At 64.3% G+C, this 20774-nt stretch carries 21 protein-coding genes; 9 read left to right on the top strand and 12 right to left on the bottom strand.

What is annotated here, in order from left to right; translation table 11 throughout:
• Positions 1-12 precede the first annotated feature (12 nt).
• Entirely contained in the window at positions 13-771 is a 759-nt protein-coding gene (gene radC / locus G404_RS0100210; RefSeq protein WP_028639293.1) for a RadC family protein, read from the top strand.
• A 2-nt stretch (positions 772-773) separates the two neighbouring features.
• Here the strand turns inward: radC and G404_RS0100205 are convergent, their stop codons facing one another.
• Both G404_RS0100205 and G404_RS0100200 read right to left on the bottom strand, forming a co-directional pair.
• Positions 774-1574, bottom strand: coding sequence for an SDR family oxidoreductase (locus tag G404_RS0100205; protein WP_028639292.1), 801 nt, complete (start codon positions 1572-1574; stop codon positions 774-776).
• Positions 1575-1603: 29 nt separating this feature from the next.
• Positions 1604-2221, bottom strand: a complete 618-nt coding sequence (locus G404_RS0100200; protein ID WP_028639291.1) for a DNA-3-methyladenine glycosylase family protein — start codon at positions 2219-2221, stop codon at positions 1604-1606.
• Between the two features lie 179 nt (positions 2222-2400).
• Between G404_RS0100200 and G404_RS0100195 the strand changes: the two genes are divergently transcribed.
• Together G404_RS0100195 and G404_RS0100190 are read left to right on the top strand one after the other, a co-directional pair.
• A complete protein-coding gene (locus G404_RS0100195; protein ID WP_028639290.1) occupies positions 2401-2718 on the top strand; it encodes a 2Fe-2S iron-sulfur cluster-binding protein in 318 nt (105 codons plus the stop codon).
• A 93-nt stretch (positions 2719-2811) separates the two neighbouring features.
• Positions 2812-4182: an alkaline phosphatase family protein gene (locus G404_RS0100190; RefSeq protein WP_028639289.1), complete on the top strand. Its 1371-nt coding sequence runs from the start codon at positions 2812-2814 to the stop codon at positions 4180-4182.
• On the opposite strand, the gene tgt is transcribed toward G404_RS0100190, so the two are convergent.
• The 6 genes from tgt to G404_RS0100160 form a co-directional block, all read right to left on the bottom strand.
• Positions 4170-5291: a tRNA guanosine(34) transglycosylase Tgt gene (gene tgt, locus G404_RS0100185; protein WP_028639288.1), complete on the bottom strand. Its 1122-nt coding sequence runs from the start codon at positions 5289-5291 to the stop codon at positions 4170-4172. The genes G404_RS0100190 and tgt overlap by 13 nt on opposite strands.
• A 46-nt stretch (positions 5292-5337) precedes the next feature.
• Positions 5338-6366, bottom strand: a complete 1029-nt coding sequence (queA, locus tag G404_RS0100180; RefSeq protein ID WP_028639287.1) for a tRNA preQ1(34) S-adenosylmethionine ribosyltransferase-isomerase QueA — start codon at positions 6364-6366, stop codon at positions 5338-5340.
• Between the two features lie 23 nt (positions 6367-6389).
• Positions 6390-7097, bottom strand: a complete 708-nt coding sequence (locus G404_RS0100175; RefSeq protein ID WP_028639286.1) for a peptidylprolyl isomerase — start codon at positions 7095-7097, stop codon at positions 6390-6392.
• A 98-nt stretch (positions 7098-7195) separates the two neighbouring features.
• On the bottom strand, positions 7196-7717 hold the full coding sequence (gene coaD, locus G404_RS0100170; protein WP_028639285.1) for a pantetheine-phosphate adenylyltransferase: 522 nt from the start codon (positions 7715-7717) through the stop codon (positions 7196-7198).
• Between the two features lie 47 nt (positions 7718-7764).
• Entirely contained in the window at positions 7765-8673 is a 909-nt protein-coding gene (locus G404_RS0100165; RefSeq protein ID WP_028639284.1) for a polyprenyl synthetase family protein, read from the bottom strand.
• A 5-nt stretch (positions 8674-8678) separates the two neighbouring features.
• Positions 8679-8927: an exodeoxyribonuclease VII small subunit gene (locus tag G404_RS0100160; RefSeq protein ID WP_028639283.1), complete on the bottom strand. Its 249-nt coding sequence runs from the start codon at positions 8925-8927 to the stop codon at positions 8679-8681.
• A 79-nt stretch (positions 8928-9006) separates the two neighbouring features.
• On the opposite strand from G404_RS0100160, the gene G404_RS0100155 reads away from it, so the two are divergent.
• Positions 9007-9408, top strand: coding sequence for a DUF2177 family protein (locus tag G404_RS0100155; protein WP_028639282.1), 402 nt, complete (start codon positions 9007-9009; stop codon positions 9406-9408).
• Between the two features lie 46 nt (positions 9409-9454).
• A complete protein-coding gene (gene purL / locus G404_RS0100150) occupies positions 9455-11647 on the top strand; it encodes a phosphoribosylformylglycinamidine synthase subunit PurL (protein WP_028639281.1) in 2193 nt (730 codons plus the stop codon).
• Between the two features lie 28 nt (positions 11648-11675).
• Here purL and G404_RS17530 read toward each other — a convergent pair whose 3' ends face one another.
• Positions 11676-12509 (bottom strand): Coq4 family protein, encoded by an 834-nt coding sequence (locus G404_RS17530; RefSeq protein WP_036519805.1) that lies wholly within the window; start codon positions 12507-12509, stop codon positions 11676-11678.
• A 58-nt stretch (positions 12510-12567) separates the two neighbouring features.
• On the bottom strand, positions 12568-13452 hold the full coding sequence (gene serB / locus G404_RS0100140; RefSeq protein ID WP_028639280.1) for a phosphoserine phosphatase SerB: 885 nt from the start codon (positions 13450-13452) through the stop codon (positions 12568-12570).
• Between serB and miaA the strand changes: the two genes are divergently transcribed.
• From miaA to ilvC, 4 genes are all read left to right on the top strand, one after another.
• A complete protein-coding gene (gene miaA, locus G404_RS0100135) occupies positions 13445-14404 on the top strand; it encodes a tRNA (adenosine(37)-N6)-dimethylallyltransferase MiaA (protein ID WP_051279989.1) in 960 nt (319 codons plus the stop codon). The genes serB and miaA overlap by 8 nt on opposite strands.
• Before the next feature lie 208 nt (positions 14405-14612).
• A complete protein-coding gene (ilvB, locus tag G404_RS0100130) occupies positions 14613-16361 on the top strand; it encodes a biosynthetic-type acetolactate synthase large subunit (RefSeq protein ID WP_028639278.1) in 1749 nt (582 codons plus the stop codon).
• A gap of 14 nt (positions 16362-16375) precedes the next feature.
• Positions 16376-16894, top strand: a complete 519-nt coding sequence (ilvN, locus tag G404_RS0100125; RefSeq protein WP_028639277.1) for an acetolactate synthase small subunit — start codon at positions 16376-16378, stop codon at positions 16892-16894.
• A 44-nt stretch (positions 16895-16938) separates the two neighbouring features.
• Positions 16939-17958 carry a ketol-acid reductoisomerase gene (gene ilvC / locus G404_RS0100120; RefSeq protein WP_028639276.1) on the top strand — a complete coding sequence of 340 codons (1020 nt, stop codon included), beginning with the start codon at positions 16939-16941 and terminating at the stop codon, positions 17956-17958.
• Between the two features lie 111 nt (positions 17959-18069).
• On the opposite strand, the gene G404_RS0100115 is transcribed toward ilvC, so the two are convergent.
• Positions 18070-19389, bottom strand: coding sequence for a metal-dependent hydrolase family protein (locus tag G404_RS0100115; protein WP_028639275.1), 1320 nt, complete (start codon positions 19387-19389; stop codon positions 18070-18072).
• Positions 19390-19485: 96 nt separating this feature from the next.
• A complete protein-coding gene (locus G404_RS0100110; protein ID WP_211230705.1) occupies positions 19486-20613 on the bottom strand; it encodes an epoxide hydrolase family protein in 1128 nt (375 codons plus the stop codon).
• Between the last annotated feature and the right edge of the window lie 161 nt (positions 20614-20774).

Here is a 20774-nt window from a genome sequence, read left to right as displayed (position 1 = left end):
ATCACCATGACGATGAGCGATGAACCCAGCCTGTTTGCCGCATCCGGCGCCCAGCCAGCACCCGACAAAGGCCAACGCGCCGACCGCCTGCGCGAAACCGGGCATGATCCGTCGGGCCATCGTGCGCGATTGCGCCAGCGGCTGCTCGATGGCGGCGACGATGCACTGGCCGATCACGAACTGATCGAATACCTGTTGATGACCGCGATCCCGCAAAAGGACGTCAAGCCGCTGGCGCGTGTGCTGCTGCAACGGTTCGGATCGCTGGCGGGGGTGTTCAACGCCGAACCGCGCGCATTGATGCAGGTTTCGGGCATCAAGGAAACCGCCGCCGCCGCGCTGAAGATTGCCGGCATCGCCGCGCGTCGTCTGGCGCTGACGACGGTGCAGCAGGATTCGGTGCTGTCGAGCTGGCAGGCGCTGATCGATTATCTGCATATCGACATGGCGCATCTGACGCACGAACGCGTCCGCGTGCTGTATCTCAATGTGCAGAACCGCCTGTTGCTCGACCAGGTGGTCAGCGATGGCACGCTCGACGAATCGGCGATCTACACCCGCGAAATCATTGCCAAGGCCATGGCAATCGGCGCCGCCGCGCTGATCCTGGTGCACAACCACCCGTCGGGATCACCCCAGCCCAGCCGCGCCGATATCCAGGTGACTCAAAAGATCATCGAGGCGGGCCGCCATCTGGGCATCACCGTGCATGATCACGTGATCATCGGCCGCGAAGGCCATGTCTCGCTGAAGGCGAAGGGCCTGATCTGACCCTAGCCCAACGGACGACCCGACGCCTTGTTGCGGCTACGGATCATGCCAGGCAGGAAACGGGCGAAGAAACTGGCCTGCCGCGCGGTCTTGCCTACCAGCGTGTGCAGGCGTTCGCCGTGGACCGCGGCCCAGGCGGCGTCGGCCACCGTGGCCACAGGCGTGATCTCCAGCCCGGCAGTGGTCACGCGATCGCGAATCGCCTCGTTGCTTTTGCGGTTTGGCGCGATGTCGAGCAGCGGGGTTTCGATGAAGCCGGGCATCAGGTCGCGCACGATGATGCCGTCGGCGGCCCATTCCCCGTCAAGCGATTCGGTGATTGCGCGCACCCCGAACTTGGTTGCGCAATAGACCGACGCGCCAGGCACGCCATAGATCCCCGCCGCGCTGGCGGTGTTGAGCAGGCACGACCCGGGCGCGCGCTTTTTCAGCCACGGCCAGGCCGCCTGCGCACCAAACAGCACGCCCTTCAGATTGATATCCAGCGTGCGCTCGATTTCCTCGGGCGAACAGTCGACCAGCGCTCCGCCGATCGGAATGCCGGCGTTGTTGAACACGACATCGATGCCGCCTGCCACTTCGGCAAAGGCGCCCAGCGCATCGTCCCACTGCCCGCGATCGCGCACATCCAGCTGCACGCTGAAACAGCGCCCCGCAGGCAACAATGCGCGGGTGCCCGCCATGCCGTCTTCGCTGATATCGCCAAGCCCGACAAACCAGCCTTCGGCGGCGAATTTGCACGCCACGGCGCGGCCGATGCCCGATCCGCCGCCGGTGATGAAAATGGCCTTTGTGCCCGTCATGTCGCGTGTCCCGTCGGTTCCGGGCGCTGTCACAGCGCCGGGTTGTTGTAACAATGCCAGGTGAAGATCGCGACCGCGCCGCGATGCGGGCGCCAGATCTCGGCCAGATCGCGTGTGGTGCGTTCATCGGGGCGCTCGGCATGCCCCAGCAATTTGCCCAGGCCCACTTGCACCGCCAGATCGCCCGCCGGCCAGATATCGGGCCGGCCTTCGGCAAACAGCAGATAGATTTCCGCCGACCACCGCCCGATACCCTTGATTTGCGTCAGCTGCGCAATCGCTGCCTCGTCATCGTCGGGCAAGGCATCGAACCGGATCGCGCCGTCTGCCACCAGTTCGCACAACGACCGGGCATAGCCCTGTTTTTGCCGCGAAAGACCGCAGGCGCGCAGATCATCGAACGACGCGGCCAGCACATCGTGCGGGTCCATCCCCTGGCCCAGCAGGCCTTCCAGCTTGTTCCACACTGAAGCAGCGGCGGCCACGCTGACCTGCTGGCCAACGATCGTGCGCAACAACGTGTGCCAGCCGCGCACGCGGATGCGCGGTTCGGGATATCCCACGCGCTGCAACGCGGCTGCCATCGGCATGCTGTGGCGTGCGACATGGTCCAACCCGACGCGGATCTGGTCGGCGGTCAATCCCATGGCAGGTTCTCAAGCATCGCTATTCCCATTCGGCCATCCTTTTTGCCCTGCGTAAGGCGGTGTCTTGCCAAAGTCACGCGCGGTCGATACCAGCCGCGCCCGGTAATGCACACAGCACGCGCGCGGCAAAGGGCCCATCCTTGCCGAAACGCCGGGCCACACAACGGAGACTTGGGACCATGCCAAAGCTGACTGTCGTGAATCGCGCGGGCGAGGAAAAGACCATCGATGCCACGACCGGCACCACCGTGATGGAAGCCATCCGCGACAACGGCTTTGACGAACTGCTGGCGCTGTGCGGCGGCTGCTGCTCGTGCGCGACATGCCACGTGTTTGTCGATCCGGCCTTTGCCGACAAGCTGGCCCCGCTCAGCGATGATGAAAACGACCTGCTCGACAGCTCTGAGCACCGCGGTGAAACGTCGCGCCTGTCGTGCCAGCTGCCGATCACCGATGCGCTTGACGGCCTGAAAGTCACGATCGCACCCGAAGACTGATCGCGCGCGGCAACACAATCACAAAAGGCCCGCTTGCCTCTTGGCAGGCGGGCCTTTTTGTTTGATCAGCGGTCGATCAGGGAGAGATTCGCGATGCCGTTTACCCGTTTGATCGTTCGTGCCATGCTTGCGCTGGCAATGCTGTGTCCGCTGCCGGCGCTGGCCCGGCCGGTGCTGCTGATCTCGATCGACGGTTTGCGCCCGGCCGATGTGCTGCTGGCGCGCCAGCGTGGGCTGACCCTGCCCAATCTGACCGCGTTTCTGGCCAACGGCAGTTATGCCCAGGGGGTGACAGGCGTGCTGCCCACGCTGACCTATCCCAGCCACACCACGCTGATCACCGGCGTTTCGCCCGCCCGGCATGGCATTGTTGCCAACACCACCTTCGATCCGATGAACATCAACGACGGTGGCTGGTACTGGTATGCCGAAGATGACAAGGCGCAGACGCTGTGGGACGCGGCGTTTCTGGCGCGAATGACCACGGGCAATGTGCACTGGCCGGTCTCGGTCGGCGCGCGGCACATCACCTGGAACCTGCCGCAGATCTGGCGCACCGGCCATCCCGACGATCGCAAGCTGGTGCGCGCGCTGGCGACGCCGGGGCTGATCGTCGAACTCGAAGGCCAGCGCCGCGAAGGCTATGCCGACGGCAAGGATGAAACCCTGCCCGCCGACAAACTGCGCGCCGGGTTTGCCCAGTCGCTGATCCGCCACCACCAGCCCGGTTTCATGACCGTCTATCTGACCGCGCTCGATCATCAGCAGCACCTGACCGGCCCCGGATCGAACGAAGCGCACAAGACGCTCGAAGCGATCGACGCCATGGTCGGGGAAATCATCGCGATCGAACGCCAGTTCCACCCCGACGCGGTGATTGCGGTTGTCAGCGACCACGGCTTTGCCAGCGTCGACACCGCGATCAACCTGTTCCGCCCGTTCATCGATGCCGGCCTGGTCACAATCGATGCCGCTGGCAAGATCAGCGGCTGGGAAGCGATGCCCTGGGCCACCGGCGGCTCGTTTGCGATCGTGCTGGCGCGGCCCGACGATGCGGCGCTGCGGGCCAAAGTCGGCGCGTTGCTGGCACGGCTCGCGGCCGATCCGGGCGCCAAGATCGCCCAGGTCATCAGCGAACCGGCGATCGTTGCCGCCGGTGGCAATCCCCGGGCCGCGTTCTACGTCAATCTGAAAATCGGCGCGGTGGCCGCTCCGTTCCTGAGCAGCGGATTGCCGCTGGTGCTGCCGTCAAACGGCTACAAGGGCATGCACGGCTATTTCCCCGCTGCGCCGGAAATGCGCTCAACCTTTCTGATCGCGGGCCCCGGCATTGCCAAGGGCCGCGATCTGGGTGAAATCGACATGCGCGCGATCGCGCCCACGCTGGCCCGCGCCATGGGCGCAACCCTGCCCGGCGCGGAAAAACCGCCGCTGCCGGTTCTGCAACAAGCTCAGGACAAGTAGTCGCGCCGGAAATCGGCGGCAAAGGCAGCGAATGTCCGCTCGGCAATGGCCGCGCGCATGCCCGCCATAAGCTGCTGATAGAACCAGATGTTGTGTTCGGTCAGCAGCATCGCGCCCAGCATTTCGCCAGCCTTGTGCAGGTGGTGCAAATAGGCGCGGCTGTATTTTGCGCAGACCGGGCAGGCGCAGCGTGGATCGAGCGGTTCGCAATCCTCGGCGTGACGCGCGTTGCGGATGTTGACCGGGCCGTTCCAGGTAAAGCCCTGGCCATTGCGCCCCGACCGTGTCGGCAACACGCAGTCGAACATGTCGACCCCGCGTTCGACCGCACCAACCAGATCGTCGGGCTTGCCCACGCCCATCAGATAGCGCGGTGCGGTGTCGGGCAACTGGCCGGGCGCGAAATCGAGCGTGGCAAACATCGCCTCCTGCCCCTCGCCCACGGCAAGCCCGCCGATGGCATAACCGTCAAAGCCGATTGCGGCCAGCGCGCCTGCGCTTTCGGCGCGCAGTCGTTCGTCGAGCCCGCCCTGCTGAATGCCGAACAGCGCCGCGCGCGTCGCGTGTTCGCCCCCTGCATCAAACGCATCGCGGCTGCGCCTGGCCCAGCGCATCGACATGTCCATCGACCTGGCTATCACATCGCGCGGCTGGTCGATCCTGGGGCATTCGTCGAACGCCATGACGATGTCGGATCCCAGCAGACGCTGGATTTCCATCGAGCGTTCGGGGCTGAGCATGTGGCGCGAGCCGTCATGATGGCTGGCAAAGGTCACGCCCTGTTCGGTGATCTTGCGCAGGCTGGCCAGGCTCATCACCTGGTACCCGCCGCTGTCGGTCAGGATCGGCCGGTCCCAGCCGCCGAACCTGTGCAATCCGCCCAGCCGCGCCATGCGTTCGGCGCCGGGGCGCAGCATCAGGTGATACGTGTTGCCCAGGATGATGTCGGCGCCGGCTGCGCGCACATCTTCCATCTTCATCGCCTTGACCGTGGCTGCGGTGCCCACCGGCATGAAGGCGGGCGTGCGGATATCGCCGCGTTGCATGCGGATCACGCCGGTGCGCGCTTTGCCGTCGGTGGCGTGGATCTGGAACGCAAAACGGGTCATGGGATCAGGCATATCCGAACTGGGGCAGGATTCAAAAAAAGACCGGTCAGGGGATCAGCAGGCTGGCATCGCCATAGCTGTAGAACCGGTAGCGCCCGGCAATGGCATGGGCATAGGCCGCCTGCATCCGGTCGAGCCCCATCAGCGCCGAGACCAGCATGAACAGCGTCGATCTGGGCAGATGAAAATTGGTCATCAGCCCGTCGATGGCGCGAAACGTATATCCCGGCGTGATGAAGATCGACGTATCGCCGGCAAACGGCCGGATCACGCGATCATCGCCCGCAGCACTTTCCAGCAGGCGCAGACTGGTGGTGCCCACCGCAATGATCCGCCCGCCATTGGCGCGCACCGCGTTCAGGCGGGCGGCCGTATCGGGTTCGATCCGGCCCCATTCGGCATGCATCGCATGGTCGTGGGTGTCGTCGGCCTTGACCGGCAGGAACGTGCCAGCGCCGACATGCAGCGTCAGCGTTTCATGCCCGATCCCGGCCCGGGCCAGCGCATCGAGCAGATCGGGCGTGAAATGCAACGCCGCGGTCGGTGCGGCCACCGCGCCGTCGCGCGCGGCAAACATCGTCTGGTAATCGCGCGCATCGTCCGCATCGGTTGGCCGCCTGGCCGCGATATACGGCGGCAACGGCATGCGCCCGGCGCGTTCCAGCAGGACTTCGACCGGTTCGTCGCCGGCAAAGGCCAGTGTAAAACTGCCGTCATCGTGGCGCGATTCGGCACGCGCGGTAACGCCCTGCCCGAAATCGATGGTTTCGCCCACGCGCAGGCGCTTGGCATTGCGCACAAAGGCCTGCCAGCGGCGCAGATCGATCCGTTTGTGCAGCGTTGCACCGATCCGCGCGTCGCCCCGGTGGCCTTCGAGTTGCGCCTGGATCACGCGGGTGTCGTTGAACACCAACACATCGCCCGCGCGCAACAGGCGCGGCAGATCGCGCACGCCACAATCGGCCGGATCGCCAGTGCCAGGCACATGCAACAGCCGCGCAGCATCGCGCGGCCGCGCCGGACGCAACGCGATCAGATCGGTCGGCAACGCAAAATCGAACAGGTCAACACGCATGACTTATCGCCGGCAGCGATCGATCAATGCGCCGTCGAACGGTTGAGCATGTCGGCCGTGATCTTGGCAGGTGCGGTTGTTTCAACCGGGATCGCGGGCGCCGGCTTGTTGTCTGCACCGATCGAGGCCTGGATGATCCGCGTCGGGTGCGCCGGCGGTTCGCCGCGCACGATGCGGTCGACCACGTCCATGCCCGAAATCACCCGGCCGAAATTGGTGTATTTCCGGTCGAGCGCCGATTTGGGATAGAACACGATGAAGAACTGGCTGTTGGCCGAATTGGGTTCATCGGTGCGCGCCATCGACACGGTACCGCGGCCATGCGGCACATCGTTGAACTCGGCATCCAGATCGGGCAGCTTTGACCCGCTTGAACCCGTGCCGGTGGGATCACCGGTCTGGGCCATGAACCCGTCGATCACCCGGTGAAAGATCAGACCGTCGTAAAAGCCCTGCCGGGTCAGGGTCTTGATCCGTTCGACATGGTGCGGGGCCCACTGCGGCTTGAGCCGGATGGCGATGCGTCCGCCGTTTGACAGATACAGCACCAGCACGTTTTCGGGATCATGGCGTTCATCCAGATCGATGGAGTAATCGACCTTGCTGGACGAGACGACGCGATCAACCTTGTAAGGCTTGACCTCGGTCTTGGTTTCCTTTTGCTGGGCCAAGGCCGGTGCAGCAACGATCGCGGCGCCAAGCGCAAGAGAGGCAAGCAGGCGAAAGCGCATCAAGAACCATCCTGTCGAAATCTGTGCCCCTGCCGATAGGCGAGCCGGGCTGAGCCTGCAATGAACAAATTTGCCCGAACCTGGCCCTGCGGGCAGAGTCAATAATCGCCCAGCCGGCCCTGCGCCTCGACCCGCGCAACGACTTCATCGCGCACCGCCGGCGGCACGAAATGGGTGATATCGCCCCCAAACAGCGCGATTTCCTTGACCAGTTTCGAAGCAATCGGCTGCAGGCTGACATCGGCCATCAGGAACACCGTCTCGATACGGTTGTTCAGCTGCTGGTTCATCCCGGCCATCTGATATTCGTATTCGAAATCGGCCACAGCGCGCAGGCCGCGGATAATCACGCTGGCGCCTTGATGTTCGGCAAATTTCATCAGCAGCGCGTTGAACCCGGTCACCTCGACATTGGCGATGCCCTGTTGCAGCACTTCACGCTGAACCATCGCGATGCGTTCTTCGGGTGTGAACATCGGGTTTTTCGACATGTTGGTGGTCACGCCGATGATCAGCCGGTCGACCAGCTTGGCCCCCCGGCGGATGATATCGAGATGCCCCCGGGTGATCGGATCGAACGTGCCCGGATAGACCCCGACCCGTTCCCTGTTGACGGTCATGATACATCCTCTCCAATGCTGTGGCGGCGCGATGCCTGCAAAAGCTTCTAGCGGTCGCGCTCGACGATAAACCGGGCGATGGCGCGCAACAGGTCGGCCTCTTCGCCGTGCGAGGCCAGGTACTGGATCGCCTGATCGGTCAGGTGGTGCGCCTGCGCTCGCGCGCGTTCGACCCCCAGCAACGACACAAAGGTCTGCTTGCCCGCGTCGGCATCCTTGCGCAGCGCCTTGCCTGCCGCCGCCTCGTCGCCTTCGGCATCGAGCAGATCATCGACGATCTGGAAGGCCAGGCCGATATCGCGGGCATACCCGCGCAGATGGGTGCGCGCCTCGGGCGCAATCTTGCCCAGGATCGCGCCCATTTCCACCGCCGCGCCAAGCAGCGCACCGGTTTTGAGCTGCTGCAGGCGGGTCACGGTCGACAGGTCGAACGCGGTGGTTTCGGCAACGATGTCCATCATCTGCCCGCCCGCCATGCCCTGCGCGCCGCTTGCCAGTGCCAAAGTGCGCACCAGTTCGATGCGGGTAAACGGATCGCCGATCAGATTGGGGTCGGACAGGATCTCGAACGCAAGCGCCAGCAGCGAATCGCCCGCCAGCACGGCGGTGGCTTCATCAAACGCCAGGTGCGTCGTCGGCTTGCCATGGCGCAGCGCATCGTTGTCCATGCACGGCAGATCGTCGTGGATCAGCGAATAGACATGGATCGCCTCGATCGCGCTGCCCACGCGCACCGCCACATTGCGATCAACCCCGTACAGGCCCGCAACCGATGCCACCAGCAGCGGGCGCAACCGCTTGCCCCCGCCGATGGCGGCATAGCGCATCGCCTCGATCAGGCGGTCGCGCGGATCGCCCGGCACCGGCAGAACCGTATCGAAACAGGCGTCCACTTCCTGTGCGATCCGCGCCAGCGCATCGTGCAGCAGCGTGGCAGAGCGATCGTCCAGTGCCATGGCGATCAGCTCTGTTCGTCGAACGGCCGCGTGGCCACGGCCTGCCCGTCGCGATCGGCCACCACGGCCTCGATCCGGGCCTGCGCTGCATCGAGTCGCGCCTGGCAATGTGCGCGCAGCGCATCACCCCGGGCATAAAGCGCAATGGATTCATCCAGAGGCGCCTCACCGCTTTCCAGTCGCCGGACGACGTCTTCAAGGGCTTTGAGCGCATCTTCGAACGAAAGCGCGGCAATATCGGTGGGGTTGTTCATCAAGGGGACAATTGACGCCCCGTGCCGACACGGTCAAGCCCATGCACACGCACAAATTGCGCAAGGCGGAGAAGCGACGATGAAATGGGTGATCGCATATGGCGTGGCCGCGCTGGCGTTTGGCGCACTGGATGCCTGCTGGCTGTCGTTTGCCGGATCGCGGGTTTATCGCCCGGCGCTGGGCGATCTGCTCGCGGCCGATTTCCGCGGCGGCCCGGCTGCGGTGTTCTATCTGATCTATCTTTGCGGGATGGTGTGGTTTGCGGTGCGTCCGGGGATGGCCGATGGCGTGGGGACAGCGGCGCTCAACGCGGCGCTGCTGGGCGGCTTGTGCTATGCGACGTATGACCTGACCAATCAGGCCACGCTGGCCCGCTGGCCCACCTGGCTGACGCTGGTTGATATCACCTGGGGCAGTTTTGCCACGGCGGTTGCCGCCAGCGTGGCAACGGCTGTGGCACGCAGGTTCGGCGGGGCGTAAAAAACCGGGTGCAACTTTGGCGCGCTTTGCTCTAGAGCGCTCGCCCATGTCAGCACAGATCACCGCCGAAACCGTCGCCGCCCACGGCTTTACCGAAGACGAATATGCCCGCGTGCTCAACGCGCTGGGTCGCGAGCCCAATCTGGTTGAGCTTGGTATCTTTTCGGTGATGTGGTCCGAACACTGTTCGTACAAGTCGAGCCGGCTGCACCTCAAGAAGCTGCCCACGCAAGCCCCCTGGGTGATCTGCGGACCGGGTGAAAACGCCGGCGTGATCGATATCGGCGATGGCCAGGCCGCAATCTTCAAGATGGAAAGCCACAACCACCCCAGTTACATCGAGCCCTACCAGGGTGCGGCAACCGGGGTTGGCGGCATCTTGCGCGATGTGTTCACGATGGGCGCACGCCCGGTGGCCAACATGAACGCGTTGCGCTTTGGCCGCCCCGACCACCCGAAGATGAAGCACCTGGTGCAGGGCGTGGTTGCGGGTATCGGCGGCTATGGCAATTGCGTCGGCGTGCCGACGGTGGGCGGTGAAACCAATTTCCACCGGGCCTATGACGGCAATATCCTGGTCAACGCGATGACCGTGGGTGTGGCCGATACCGACAGGATTTTCTATTCGGCCGCCACCGGGCTTGGCAATTCGATCGTCTATGTCGGATCAAAGACCGGGCGCGACGGCATCCATGGGGCAACCATGGCCAGCGCCGATTTCGACGACAAGAGCGACGAAAAGCGCCCCACCGTGCAAGTGGGCGACCCCTTTACCGAAAAGCTGCTGATCGAGGCGTGCCTCGAACTGATGGCCACCGACGCCATCGTCGCGATCCAGGACATGGGCGCCGCCGGGCTGACCTCAAGCTCGGTCGAAATGGCCAGCAAGGGCGGCGCGGGCATCCGGCTGAACATGAACATGGTGCCCTGCCGCGAAACCGGCATGACGCCGTACGAAATGATGCTGTCGGAAAGCCAGGAGCGCATGCTCATGGTGCTGAAGCCCGGCAAAGAGCCGATGGCCGAAGCGATCTTCCGCAAGTGGGAACTTGATTTTGCCGTCATCGGCGAAGTGACCGACACCGGGCACATGGTGCTGGAATGGAACGGCGAAGTGGTCTGCGACATTCCGCTCGATCCCCTGGCCGACGAAGCGCCGCTGTACGATCGCCCGCACCTGTCGCTGACCGATTACAAGGCCTGGGCGGCTGTGCCGGCGTTGGGCGAAGTGCCTGCCAGCACCGATCTGGGCGCGGACCTCGTGGCGCTGATCGGCTGCCCCGATCTGGCCAGCAGAGCGTGGATCTGGCAGCAGTACGACAGCCAGGTCGGCGCCGACACCTTGCAGAAATCGGGCGGTGATGCCGCCGTCGTGCGAGTTCATGGCACCAACAAGGCGCTGGCGATGACCACCGACTGCACCCCGCGCTATTGCTATGCCGACCCGTATGAAGGCGGCAAACAGGCGGTTGCCGAAACCTGGCGCAACATCTGTGCGGTGGGCGCAACCCCGCTGGCGATTACCAATTGCCTGAATTTTGCCAATCCGCAGCGCCCCGAAATCATGGCGCAGATCGTCGAGGCGCTGAACGGCATGGGCGATGCCTGCCGGGCGCTCGATTATCCGATCGTGTCGGGCAATGTGTCGCTTTACAACGAATCCAAGGCAACCGGTGGCGGCAGCGCGATCCTGCCCACGCCTGCCATCGGCGGGGTCGGCCTGATGCTGAACCATGCAACGATGGCCACGATCCGGTTCAAGGCCGCGGGCGAAACGATCTGGCTGATTGGCGGGCCCGAACAGGGTGGTCATTTGGGCCAATCGCTGTATCTGCGCGAAATTCTGGGCCGCGAAGCGGGCAGCCCCCCGCCCGTGGATCTTGCTGTCGAACGCCGCAACGGCGAATTCGTGCGCGAACTGATTGCCGATGGCCGGGTCAGCGCGGTGCATGATGTGGCCGATGGCGGCGTGCTGGTGGCGCTGGCGGAAATGGCCATGGCCGGCGGCATCGGCTGCACCGTCGCAGGCCTGAGCGACGCGTCCAGCGCGTTTGGCGAAGACCAGAGCCGCTATCTGGTAACCGCACCGGCCGATGCCGACCTGTCAGCCGCGGGTATCGCGATACGCCGCATCGGCACGACCGGCGGCAACGCGATCGAAGGCACCGGGTTCAGCGTGGCAATCGCCACGCTGAAGGCCCGCCACGACGCGTTTTTCCGCGACTGGATGGATAGCTGATCCCTGCCCGCCAGGGGCAGGACAAGCGTCAGGCGGCCTGCGCAATATCCACGTTCGGCACCGGCGGGTTTTTGCCAAGCATGTCGTAGGGATCAATCCCCATCGCGCGCCACACCCGGTGCGCTTCGTGATACTGGCGCGGCGGGGTAATGTTCAGCCGGCGGCGCACCTCGTCGATGGGCAATGGCAGCAGTTCGGTGATCGATGTTTCGATCAGGCGCGGGCACGCCTTGCCCAGCTTTTGGCCTTCGCGCACCGCGCGCAGCACCGGTGCGCTGCTTTTGACCGTCTTTTTCATGTTCAGCCCGGCCATATAACCGATGAACAGATGCGCGGGACTGGGCTGCTGGCTATAGGTAAACGCCAGCACGCAGGCCTCGCCCAGACCATCGCGGCCATAGCCGGTCAGCACATGCAACAGATCATGCACGTCGCGGCCGCGGTTCAGATACCACAGGAACTGGTCCTGAAAGCGCGGTTTGTCATGCGCGAACTTTTCGAATTCCTCGACCAGCCCGGCGGCGCTCAGCCCTTCGCGTTCCATGAAATCGCAATAGGCGTGCGCCAGCGATCCTGCCGGCATGCGACGCAGCGCGGCATGGTCATCCAGGATGGCCGGCAGATAGGGTTCGCGCGCGCGCAGCGCCTGGCCGCGTTCGCTCGACAGGAATTTCACGCCGGCTGCGGTAAAGCCGCGCCATGGCAGCGCCTCGAAAATGCGGAACACCTCGTCGGTGCGCTCTTTGTCCTTGAGCAGTTCGCGGAAATGCTTCCACGCCTTGCGCGGACGCGTGCGCAGCACCGGGCGGCGGTGATCATAGATCGGCAGGTCGGCTTCGACCGAAAACGGGATCGCATTCATGGCCGGACTTCTTCCTTGGGGTTCCGAAGCCAATACTAACATTGATGTAAATATATCGTCAATGTGTGACCCAGGCATCACGCGAAATTCCGTAAAGGTCCAGAATCGCTGTCAAATCGCCATGATCGATGCGCCCGTCGGCGGCCTCGCGCGCCTTGGCCTTGGCGCGAAATGCAATTCCGTGGGTGGCGGCGCGAATCATCGCGATGTCGTTGGCGCCATCGCCGGTGGCCAGGCTGACCGTCCCCTCGCCCAGCCGGGCCGCTTCATCCACCAGCACCGCGCATTTGACCGCACTGTCGACGATATCGCCTGTCACGGCACCGGTCAGCAGGCCGTTGTCCACCGCCAGGCGGTTGCCCACCACGCGGTCAAACCCCAACGCGGCGGCAATCGTGTCGGCAAACTGGTGAAACCCGCCTGTAACCAGCACAGTGTGCGCGCCATGCGCCTTGAGCGTGCGCACCAGTGTTACCGCGCCGTCCATCGGCCTGATGCGCTGGTCAAGACAATCGGCAATCGCCTGTTCGGACAAGCCCGCCAGCAGCGCCACGCGCGCGTGAAGCGCTGCGGCAAAATCCAGTTCGCCCTGCATCGCGCGCTCGGTGATCGCGGCCACCTGGTCCTTCAATCCGGCAAAATCAGCCAGTTCGTCGATGCATTCCTGCCCGATCATGGTCGAATCCATATCCGACACGAACAGGCGCGGCAGTGCGATCGGGCCTTCGGCCAACAGCATGTCGGCATCGGCAAAGTGCGTATCGAGCACGCGGCGCACCGCGCCGGCATCACCATCCTCGATTTCCAGTTCGAGCACGTCGGGGTTGGTTTCGAGCATGCCCGCGCCCAGCACTTCGGCACCGGTTTCCTCGATTTCTTCCATGGCGACCGCAAGCCGGTCTCCAAGTGTCTCAGGGTCTGCTATCAGGCGGGCAATGAGCACCGAAATTTCCTTACATCGTTTGACGCATCGTGATGGACCGAAGCCGGTTGTCGCGCTCATCGCAGGGCCCACCGCCAGCGGCAAGAGCGATTGTGCCGTGCGCCTGGCGCAGAGCGTGGACAAGGCCGTCGTGATCAACGCCGACAGTGCGCAAGTCTATGCCGATCTGTCGGTGCTGAGCGCGCGCCCCACACATGCCGACATGCGCGGCGTGCCGCACCGCCTGTTCGGCGCGTGGGACGGGGCGCAGGCCTGCTCGGCCGCCGACTGGGCCGATGCCGCGCGGGCCGAGATTGCCGCCGCGCATGCCCAGGGTGCATTGCCGATCCTGGTGGGTGGCACCGGGCTATATCTTCGCACGCTGCTCGACGGAATCGCCCCGATCCCGCCGATCGATCCTGCGATTCGCGCCACCGTGCGCGCGATGCCCGTGGCCGAGGCGTGGGCGGCGCTGACGCGCGAAGATCCCGACCGCGCCAGCCGCCTTGCGCCCGCCGACGCGGCCCGCGTGGCGCGTGCGCTCGAAGTGATCCGTTCCACCGGCCGGTCACTGGCGTTTTGGCACGACGTGCGCGAAGGCGGTATTGCCGGGGCCATCGACCTGTCCGCGGTGGTGTTGATGCCCGACCGCGACTGGCTCTATGCCCGCTGCGACCGTCGCTTTGCCACGATGTGGCACCACGGCGCGCACGATGAAGTGCGCGCGTTGCTGGCGCGGCGGCTTGATCCCGAACTGCCGGTGATGCGTGCGATCGGTGTGCGCGAAGTGGCCGCGTTCCTGTCAGGCACGTGCGACGCACCCACCGCGATCGCCGACGGACAACAGGCCACGCGCAACTATGCCAAACGGCAATACACCTGGTTGCGGCACCAGATGCCGGCCGCGTGGCCGCGGCTTGCGAATGAAAATTACATTGACAACGACAATATAGCAGGATTATTTCAAATTTAGCCGCTTGACATGAATGATTGTGTCAAGTAGCAGGCCGTCAATTGCTCGAAATCCCCGTATTGGCTGGGTTTCGGGTGCCCGAGTGGGAGAGACGGCCCGGTGCGCCACAGAGTGTGCCGGGCCGCACCTTTTTCATTCGGCAGGGTATGCCATCGCGACACGCGGGACCAGCCGGCCCCGATCGTTCGCGCAATTGAGGACGAGTACTGTGAGCACCGAGCGCAGCGGCGCCGAAATCCTGGTTGAAAGCCTGGTCGCCAAGGGCGTCGAATTCGTGTTCGGCTATCCCGGCGGCGCGGTGCTGCCGATCTATGACGCACTGTTCGGCGAAGAACGCATTCGCCATATCCTGGTCCGCCACGAAGCAGGCGCCGCCCACGCCGCCGAAGGCTATGCCCGCGCCACCGGCAAGCCCGGCGTGGTGCTCGTCACCTCGGGCCCCGGTGCCACCAATGCCGTTACTGGCATTGCCGATGCCTTCATGGATTCGATCCCGATGGTGGTGATCACCGGCCAGGTGCCGACCGCGCTGATCGGTACCGACGCCTTTCAGGAAGCCGACACCGTTGGCATCACGCGCCACTGCACTAAGCACAACTATCTGGTGAAGGACGCCTCAGAACTCGCCGCGATCGTCGACGAGGCGTTTCATATCGCCACGGCCGGCCGCCCCGGCCCGGTTGTGATCGACATTCCCAAGGATGTGCAGATCGCGCTGGCGCAATGGAACGGCCGGGCGCCGCAGCGCCGCACGCGCTATGCGCCCCAGACCATGGCGCCTGCGGCCGATATCGCCAATGCCGTGGCCATGATTGCCGCGGCCGAACGCCCGATCTTCTACACCGGCGGCGGAGTGATCAATGCCGGGCCGCAGGCCAGCCGCCTGTTGCGCGAATTGCAGAAATTGACCGGCGCGCCGGTGACCTCGACGCTGATGGGGCTTGGTGCGTTTCCGGCAGGCGATCCGGCGTGGCTCGGCATGCTCGGCATGCATGGCACCTATGAAGCCAACATGGCGATGAACAAGGCCGATCTGATCATCGCGCTGGGCGCGCGGTTCGACGATCGCGTGACCGGACGGCTCGACGCCTTTTCGCCGTATTCGCGCAAGATCCACGTCGATATCGACCGCGCGTCGATCAACAAGACGGTGCGCGTCGATCTGCCCGTGATCGGCGATTGCGCGATCGTTCTGGAACAGATGATCGACGCCTGGTTGCAGGCCGGTCACAGCGCGGCCGATCTGACCGACTGGCAGGCACGCATCGATGGCTGGCGCGCGCGCAAAAGCCTGGCCTATCCCGATCGCGGCAACGAGATCATGCCGCAAAAGGCGATCGAGCGGCTGTATGACCTGACCCGCGATCGCGACCCGGTGATCAGCACCGAGGTCGGGCAGCACCAGATGTGGGCAGCGCAGTATTTCCAGTTCCACGGCCCCAACAAATGGCTGACCTCGGGCGGCCTGGGCACGATGGGCTATGGCCTGCCCGCCGCGATCGGTGCGCAGGCCGGCCTGCCCGATGCATTGGTCATCGACATTGCCGGCGATGCCTCGATCCAGATGAACATCCAGGAACTGGGCACGGCCACGCAATATCGCCTGCCGGTCAAGGTGTTTGTTTTGAACAACGAATGGATGGGCATGGTCCGCCAGTGGCAGGAACTGACCTATGAAAGCCGCTATTCCAATTCCTATTCGGACAGCCTGCCCGATTTCGTGAAGCTGGCCGAGGCCTATGGCTGGAAAGGCATCCGCATCACCTCGATGGATGAACTCGATGCCGGGATCCAGGCGATGATCGACCATCCCGGCCCGGTGTTTGTCGATTGCCTGGTGGTCAAGGAAGTCAATTGCTACCCGATGATCCCGTCGGGCGCGGCGCATACCGACATGATCCTTTACGGCGACGACGTTGCCGGCACGATGGACGATGCCGCCAAGGCACTGGTCTGAAAGAACCCCAACCCATGAACACCCAGACCGCCGAGGCGCAAGAACGCCACGTCCTGACGATCACTGTCGACAACGAAGCCGGCATCCTGGCCAAGATCGCCGGGCTGTTTACCGCGCGCGGCTACAACATCGACAGCCTGACCGTGGCCGACATCACCGACAACCACGAAGTCAGCCGGATCACCATCGTCACGCACGGGCCGCCGTCGATCATCGACCAGATCCGCGCGCAGCTCGAACGCCTGGTGCCGGTGCACAAGGTGGTCGATCTGACCGAAGTCGGCCCCTATATCGAACGCGAACTGGCGCTGATCAAAGTGGCCGGCACCGGCAATTTCCGCGTCGAGGCGCTGCGCGTGGCCGAAATCTTCCGCGCCAAAGTGGTCGATACCACGACCTCGAGCTTTGTCTTCGAGCTGACCGGATCACCCGACAAGATCGACACGTTTGTCGCACTGATGAAAGAGCTGGGCCTGGTCGAAGTGGGCCGCACCGGCGTCGTCGGCATGGTCCGCGGCAACACCGCCATCTGATTTTACGTGTATATCATAAACTTGCCTTAAGAAACGGAACCGACATGAAGGTCTATTACGACGCCGACGCCGATCTCAATCTGATCATCGACAAAAAGATCGCCATCCTCGGCTATGGCAGCCAGGGCCACGCGCATGCGCAGAACCTGCGCGATTCGGGCATCACGAACGTCGCCATCGCGCTGCGCCCCGGCTCGGCCAGCGCGGCCAAGGCGCAAGGCGCCGGCTTCAAGGTTCTGGCCAATGCCGAAGCGGCGGCCTGGGCCGATATCCTGATGATCCTTGCGCCCGACGAACACCAGGCCGCGATCTATGCCGACGACATCCATGCCAATCTGCGCCCCGGCGCGGCACTGGCGTTTGCCCACGGCCTTAACGTACACTTTGGCCTGATCGAGCCGCGCGCCGATGTCGATGTGATCATGATCGCACCAAAGGGCCCCGGCCACACCGTGCGCGGCGAATATGTCAAAGGCGGCGGCGTGCCCTGCCTGATCGCGGTGGCACAGGATGCCACCGGCAACGCGCACGACATCGCGCTGGCCTATGCCTCGGGCGTCGGTGGCGGCCGTTCGGGCGTGATCGAAACCAATTTCAAGGAAGAATGCGAAACCGACCTGTTCGGCGAACAGGCCGTGCTGTGCGGCGGCCTGACCCACCTGATCCAGGCGGGGTTCGAGACGCTGGTCGAAGCCGGCTATGCCCCCGAAATGGCCTATTTCGAATGCCTTCACGAGGTGAAGCTGATTGTCGACCTGATGTATGAAGGCGGCATCGCCAACATGCGTTATTCGATCAGCAACACCGCCGAATATGGCGACATCACCACCGGCCCGCGGATCATCACCGCCGAAACCAAGGCCGAAATGAAGCGCGTGCTTGCCGACATCCAGCAGGGCCGCTTCGTCAAGAACTTCGTGCTCGACAACCGCGCCGGCCAGCCCGAGCTCAAGGCCGCGCGCAAGGCCGCCGCCGCGCACCCGATCGAACAGACCGGCGCCGCGCTGCGCGCCATGATGCCGTGGATCGGCGCCAACAAGCTGGTCGACACCGCCAAGAACTGATTGTCGGTGCATCAAAAAAAGGGGGGGGGCGGCCGGCCGGCTGCCCCCCCCTTTTTGCTTTGGTCACGCGCCCGGCATCCGGCGGGCAGGCGCGGTTGTCCTTGCCTCGGTTCAGTTCGCCACCGGCTTTCCGTCAGCTTTGTAGACGGTGCCGCCTTTCATCACGAACCCGACGTGTTCCAGCACCGTGATGTCGTGCAAGGGGTCGCCCGATACCGCGACCAGATCGGCATACCGTCCCGCCTGGATCGATCCGATATTCGCCGTATCGCCGATCAGATCGGCCGCGTTGCGCGTTGCCGCCAGGATCGCGTCCATCGGCGTCATTCCTGCCGACACCATGATGCCGAATTCCTGCGCATTTTCGCCGTGCGCGCTCATCCCGAAGGTATCGGTGCCGAACGCCACCTTTACCCCCGCGGCATAGGCGTCGTGCAGATTGTGCTTCAGCAAGGGTCCGATCACCAGCGCCTTTTCCGCGGTGGAAGGGTTCAGATCCTCTGGATGCAGGCGCGCGTGTTGCTCAACCCGCGCACCGACCAGCATCGTCGGCACCAGGTATGTGCCATGTTGCCGCATCAGCGCGTAGGACCTGGCATCGGCAAACGATCCGTGCTCGATCGAATCCACGCCCAGTTCGATCGTGCGGTTGATCGCCCCTTCACCATGCGCGTGCGCCGCCACTTTCATGCCCAGTCCATGCGCCGTGTCGATCACCGCCTTGATCTCGTCATCGGTCATCAGCTGAACCTTGGGGTCATCGCCGATCGACATCACCCCGCCCGACGGCATGATCTTGATCAGGTCGGCCCCTTCGCGCCGCAACCGGCGCACGGCCCTGCGCGCCTCTTCCGGGCTGTCGATCACCGAATCGGTCCAATGGCTGTGCGACAGTTCGGGATCGAGCCCGTTGGCAGGATCGCCGTGGCCGCCGGTAGGTCCCAGCGCCTCGCCCGACACCCACATGCGCGGGCCCGGGATCAACCCGGCATTGACCGCGCGTTTGATGGCCACCACCACCGGCGTTACCGCCCCTACATCACGGATCGTGGTGAACCCCGCCAGCAGTTCGGCCCGCGCGTTGTTGATCCCGTCCACTTCGTCGTCATAGCTGGTGCGCGTCACCGCGTTGCGGATCGGATCGCCCTTGTGAAACGAGGCCGTGATATGGTCATGGCAATCGATCAGCCCGGGCAACACGGTCGCTTGTGAAAGATCGATCACCGTCGCACCGGCCGGCGCGGTAAACCCCCGCTCGACCGCCACAATCCGATCCCCATGGATCACGATTGTCACATTTTGCAGCGGCACGGCACCCGTGCCGTCGATCAGCCGTCCGGCATGCACCGCGATGTCACCCGCCATTGCCGGCACCGCCGCCGACACCAGCAACGCCGCCAAAGCGCCGCGCACAAAACCCTTGCCAGCCATTGCATCCCCCGTTGGTTACATCCGCAGCATAATCAGCCGCACACGCCAATCAAATCAATCTTTTGCAAGCGCCACCGACACATGCGGCGCGCGTCTTCACCCCATCAAGGCAAACGCCGTGCGCAACTCGCCCACAAACAGGTCCGGCTGTTCCCACGCGGCAAAGTGCCCGCCTTTGGGCATTTCGCCCCAATGGACCAGATTGGTGCAATGGCGTTCGACCCATTTGCGCGGCGCAGGCAGGATTTCCTTGGGAAAATTGCTGCACGCCACGGGCATCGTGATGTCGGACGGGGCAAAGCTGCCAAAGCTTTCCCAATAAAGCCGCGCCGACGACGCACCGCTGGCGGTCAGCCAATACAGCATCAGGTTGTCGATGATCGCGCCGCGGCTCAACGCGTCTTCGGGGCGGCCCTGGTTGTCGGTCCAGGCCCACATCTTTTCGTAGATCCACGCGGCCAGGCCGACGGGGCTGTCGACCAGGCTGTATCCCACGGTCTGGGGCCGCGTGCGTTGCTGGGTGGAATAGCCCGAATCCCATTGCTGATAATGCTGCAGCGCGGCCAGCGCGCGCTGTTCGGCCGGCGTCGGATTGGCCAGGTCTTCGGGCAATGGCCGCGCGACCGGCATGTTGAGGTGGATGCCCGCGCAGCCCGCCACATTCATCCGGCCGATCTGGGTGGTCACCACCGCACCCCAGTCGCCGCCTTGCGCGAACCAGCGCGCATAACCCAGCCGCGCCATCAACGTGCCCCAGGCGCGGGCAATCGCGTCGACGCCCCACCCTTTGGTCGCAGGCTTGCCCGACAGGCCATAGCCCGGCAGGCAGGGCACCACACAGTGAAACGCCGGCGAACCATCGGCGGGATCGGTCAAGGCGCCTAGCACCCCCCGGAATTCCAGGATCGATCCCGGCCAGCCGTGGGTCAGGATCAGCGGCACGGCATCGGCACGCGGCGATCGCACGTGAAGGAACCGGATCGCCACCCCGTCGATCGTGGTGGTCGACAGCCCTTGCGCGTTGATCCATGCCTCGGTCGGGCGCCAGTCGTAGCCGTGCCGCCAGGTCTCGACAAATTCGCGCAAAATCGCCAGCGGCACGCCTTGCGACCAGTCGTCCACCGTCTGGGCCTCGGGCCAGCGCGTGGCATCGATCCGGGCGTGCAGGTCGGCGATGGCGCCATCGGGCACGATGTAGCGGAAGGGTTCGATCGCGTCGGTCATCAGGCCATTCCCCGGTTTTTATGCTGCATTCATTCTGGACAAGCGTTGCGCGATTGACCATAGCCTTGGCGCTATGACGCGCACGCTGGACCTAACCCTGCGACTTATCCGCCCTTGGGCGTGAGCTGACGCGTCGTGTGCGGCGCAGACGGCGTCCAGGG

The sequence above is a fragment of the Novosphingobium acidiphilum DSM 19966 genome (assembly GCF_000429005.1).
GTDB lineage: Bacteria > Pseudomonadota > Alphaproteobacteria > Sphingomonadales > Sphingomonadaceae > Novosphingobium > Novosphingobium acidiphilum.
The sequence above is the reverse complement of the archived record's forward strand: the minus strand, read 5'-3'. Positions and strand labels throughout refer to the sequence as shown.

Excerpts from the sequence above, each read along its gene's own strand:
- queA (WP_028639287.1), bottom strand. The coding sequence starts at position 6,366 with ATGCGTGTTGACCTGTTCGATTTTGCGTTGCCGACCGATCTGATCGCG.
- G404_RS0100200 (WP_028639291.1), bottom strand. The coding sequence starts at position 2,221 with ATGGGATTGACCGCCGACCAGATCCGCGTCGGGTTGGACCATGTCGCA.
- radC (WP_028639293.1), top strand. The coding sequence starts at position 13 with ATGAGCGATGAACCCAGCCTGTTTGCCGCATCCGGCGCCCAGCCAGCA.
- G404_RS0100175 (WP_028639286.1), bottom strand. The coding sequence starts at position 7,097 with ATGCGCTTTCGCCTGCTTGCCTCTCTTGCGCTTGGCGCCGCGATCGTT.
- G404_RS0100155 (WP_028639282.1), top strand. The coding sequence starts at position 9,007 with ATGAAATGGGTGATCGCATATGGCGTGGCCGCGCTGGCGTTTGGCGCA.
- G404_RS0100205 (WP_028639292.1), bottom strand. The coding sequence starts at position 1,574 with ATGACGGGCACAAAGGCCATTTTCATCACCGGCGGCGGATCGGGCATC.
- miaA (WP_051279989.1), top strand. The coding sequence starts at position 13,445 with ATGAGCACCGAAATTTCCTTACATCGTTTGACGCATCGTGATGGACCG.
- ilvN (WP_028639277.1), top strand. The coding sequence starts at position 16,376 with ATGAACACCCAGACCGCCGAGGCGCAAGAACGCCACGTCCTGACGATC.
- G404_RS0100190 (WP_028639289.1), top strand. The coding sequence starts at position 2,812 with ATGCCGTTTACCCGTTTGATCGTTCGTGCCATGCTTGCGCTGGCAATG.
- G404_RS0100115 (WP_028639275.1), bottom strand. The coding sequence starts at position 19,389 with ATGGCTGGCAAGGGTTTTGTGCGCGGCGCTTTGGCGGCGTTGCTGGTG.
- coaD (WP_028639285.1), bottom strand. The coding sequence starts at position 7,717 with ATGACCGTCAACAGGGAACGGGTCGGGGTCTATCCGGGCACGTTCGAT.
- G404_RS0100160 (WP_028639283.1), bottom strand. The coding sequence starts at position 8,927 with ATGAACAACCCCACCGATATTGCCGCGCTTTCGTTCGAAGATGCGCTC.
- G404_RS0100110 (WP_211230705.1), bottom strand. The coding sequence starts at position 20,613 with ATGACCGACGCGATCGAACCCTTCCGCTACATCGTGCCCGATGGCGCC.
- purL (WP_028639281.1), top strand. The coding sequence starts at position 9,455 with ATGTCAGCACAGATCACCGCCGAAACCGTCGCCGCCCACGGCTTTACC.
- tgt (WP_028639288.1), bottom strand. The coding sequence starts at position 5,291 with ATGACCCGTTTTGCGTTCCAGATCCACGCCACCGACGGCAAAGCGCGC.
- G404_RS17530 (WP_036519805.1), bottom strand. The coding sequence starts at position 12,509 with ATGAATGCGATCCCGTTTTCGGTCGAAGCCGACCTGCCGATCTATGAT.
- ilvC (WP_028639276.1), top strand. The coding sequence starts at position 16,939 with ATGAAGGTCTATTACGACGCCGACGCCGATCTCAATCTGATCATCGAC.
- G404_RS0100165 (WP_028639284.1), bottom strand. The coding sequence starts at position 8,673 with ATGGCACTGGACGATCGCTCTGCCACGCTGCTGCACGATGCGCTGGCG.
- G404_RS0100195 (WP_028639290.1), top strand. The coding sequence starts at position 2,401 with ATGCCAAAGCTGACTGTCGTGAATCGCGCGGGCGAGGAAAAGACCATC.